We start from the raw sequence: 2,515 nt of genomic DNA, 5'->3' as shown, positions 1-2,515 counted from the left end.
AGTTAGTTTGTCTAGCATCATAAAATAAAAATTGACGTTTCACGTTGTTTGTTTCGTTCAGTTTTCAAAGAACTTGTCTGCCGCTCATTTGCGACTTCCTTATGTTAACATTTTCATCTTTCAATGTCAACTAAGTTTTTCATTTCGTTTGTCGCTTTCGACGTTATTGTCATCGGCGACTTGTTCTATATTACACCTCTAAGTATTAATCGTCAATACGTTTTTTAAAAAAACTTCATTTTTTTAAAACCCTATTTACATACCTCTTCTATCAGAATATATAAGCAACCCATATAATACTCTATGGGTTGCTTTCCATCATAAAAACTATTGTTCTTTTGAAGGTACCGAACAGCTTTCATCTGTACAAGACATATCGCTTCCACCTTCTGAAGAAAGCTCTTGTAACTTAGGTACAGGATTCTCTTCTTCCCACACTTGCTGAAGTGCACCAACAAAAGTTTCAAGTGGTTGTGCACCTGAAATAGCATACTTTTGATTAATAATAAAATAAGGTACTCCTGAAATTTGATATTGCTGAGCAATCGCTTCATCAACTCTAACATCATTTGCATATGCGCTTTTATCATTAATAACCTGTAAAGCTTCTTGTTTGTCTAGACCTGAAGCTTCAGCTATAGTAGCGAGCGTATCCACATCACTTAAATTTCTTGATTCAGTGAAATATGCAAAAAGTAGATTTTCCGTAATCTCTTTTTCTTTCCCTTGATCCTTTGCAAATTTCGCAAGACGATGCGCATCAAAAGTGTTCGTCGGCTTCATCTCATCAAAATTAAAACTTAAACCCATACTAGCTGCATGATTACCTAGCTGCACGTTATTACGTTTCGCTTCTTCAATACTAATCCCATACTTTGATGCAAGTACTTCATTAATACTTGTTCCAGAATAGATTGGAGCATTTTGGTCTAATTCAAAACTTTTAAACTCAACTTCAACATCCTTCTTATGAGGAAATTGCTCTAAAGCTACTTCTAATCTACGTTTCCCAATGTAGCAAAACGGGCATACAAAATCTGACCATACTTCAATTTTCATAGAAACACCTCATTAACATGTAGTTTTCAATCATTGTAGCACTGGCACTAAGGAATTCAAAAATTTATGCTTCAAGCCTTAAATACTACAACCTAAAATAAATTTATAAATAGAAAAACGATAATCAAAAGTATTACCTTCTGATTATCGTATATATAAATCTAATTATGCTTGAATATATCTTCCCACGAACTTCCATACGGTATTCCAATACGTATTTGAATCTATCTTCTCAGCTTCTCCATGTCCAGCACCTGGAACAATTAATTTCTCTTTTTCTACTTTTGCAGCATTATATACTTCATCTAACATTTCAAAAGGAACGAATGTATCCGCATCCCCATGAATGAATAGCATCGGTGTTTTACTTTTTGCAACTTGTTTAATAGCTGAAGCTTCTTCTAAATCATATCCAGCTCTTAATTTTGTAACTGTATTTGCCGCATTCATAACAGGAAACTTCGGCAAGTGGAATAGATCTTTTAATTGATACGTAAATTCATCAACAACAGTTGAGTACCCACAATCTTCAATAATAACTTTAACGTTAGAAGGTAAATCCTCACCTGAAGTCATCATTACAGTTGCCGCGCCCATCGAAACACCAAATAGTGCTATTTCAGCATTAGGATCTTTCTTTACAATTTGTTGAATCCAAATCAAAATGTCTTTACGATCATGCCAGCCCATACCAACATAATCCCCTTCACTATTCCCGTGCCCACGAAGATCTGGTGCTATGACATTATAGCCTTGTTCATAAAAGTTGCGAATATATTTCGTCATTTCTGATGCCCTACCATTGTATCCATGAACTACAATCGCCCATTTATGACTAGATTGTTCATTCATATATTCATAACCTGTTAAATTCAGTTTATCGAAAGAACGTATAGTTAATGTGTTAGGCTTATACTTTGATACGAAGTTCGCATTCTTCTCTTCATTTGTAGCCAATGCATCTCCCGATGCATTTACCGTTTCTACTAAATGAGGATTATCTTCCAAAAATTCTTTTTCTTGTTTCGCATTCAACGCATAGTTATAAAAATAATTTCCAACTAACATATACACAATCGCTAGAAGGATTAAGACTACTATAGTAATTATACCTATCTTTTTCATATTATCTCCTTTTTAAAAATTAAATATCCCTATATTAAAGCACTCAAAAAATAACGGTACTATTTTAACACACCAATAGATTGCTTCCACAAAAAATAAAATATAAAATCTGAAACTACACATCGAAAATGATGAAAGAAATTGAATACAAAAGGATAACTCGAGGCTAATAAGAAGTTAGAAACACAAAAAAGACGAGTCATTCTGACTCGTCTTAAGCTTGCTTGGCGACGTCCTACTCTCACAGGGACAAGGTCCCAACTACCATCGGCGCTAGAGAGCTTAACTTCCGTGTTCGGTATGGGAACGGGTGTGACCTCTCTGCCATCAT

General features: G+C 34.6%; 2 protein-coding genes and 1 rRNA gene. All 3 read right to left on the bottom strand.

The window, feature by feature from the left end:
* Positions 1-327 precede the first annotated feature (327 nt).
* The gene (locus tag ACTFR9_RS27500; protein WP_000687960.1) at positions 328-1,059 is read right to left on the bottom strand and encodes a DsbA family oxidoreductase; all 732 of its coding nucleotides are present in this window, start codon (positions 1,057-1,059) and stop codon (positions 328-330) included.
* A gap of 165 nt (positions 1,060-1,224) precedes the next feature.
* A complete protein-coding gene (locus ACTFR9_RS27495) occupies positions 1,225-2,184 on the bottom strand; it encodes an alpha/beta hydrolase (protein WP_000719448.1) in 960 nt (319 codons plus the stop codon).
* 222 nt (positions 2,185-2,406) lie between these two features.
* Positions 2,407-2,515 (bottom strand): 5S ribosomal RNA (rrf, locus tag ACTFR9_RS27490); the annotation flags it as partial.

The organism is Bacillus cereus group sp. MYBK222-1 (genome assembly GCF_051916425.1).
GTDB lineage: Bacteria > Bacillota > Bacilli > Bacillales > Bacillaceae_G > Bacillus_A > Bacillus_A paranthracis.
The sequence above is the reverse complement of the archived record's forward strand: the minus strand, read 5'-3'. Positions and strand labels throughout refer to the sequence as shown.

Bases quoted from the DNA above. Each gene is read 5' to 3' on its own strand.
- ACTFR9_RS27500 (WP_000687960.1), bottom strand. From the start codon at position 1,059: ATGAAAATTGAAGTATGGTCAGATTTTGTATGCCCGTTTTGCTACATT.
- ACTFR9_RS27495 (WP_000719448.1), bottom strand. From the start codon at position 2,184: ATGAAAAAGATAGGTATAATTACTATAGTAGTCTTAATCCTTCTAGCG.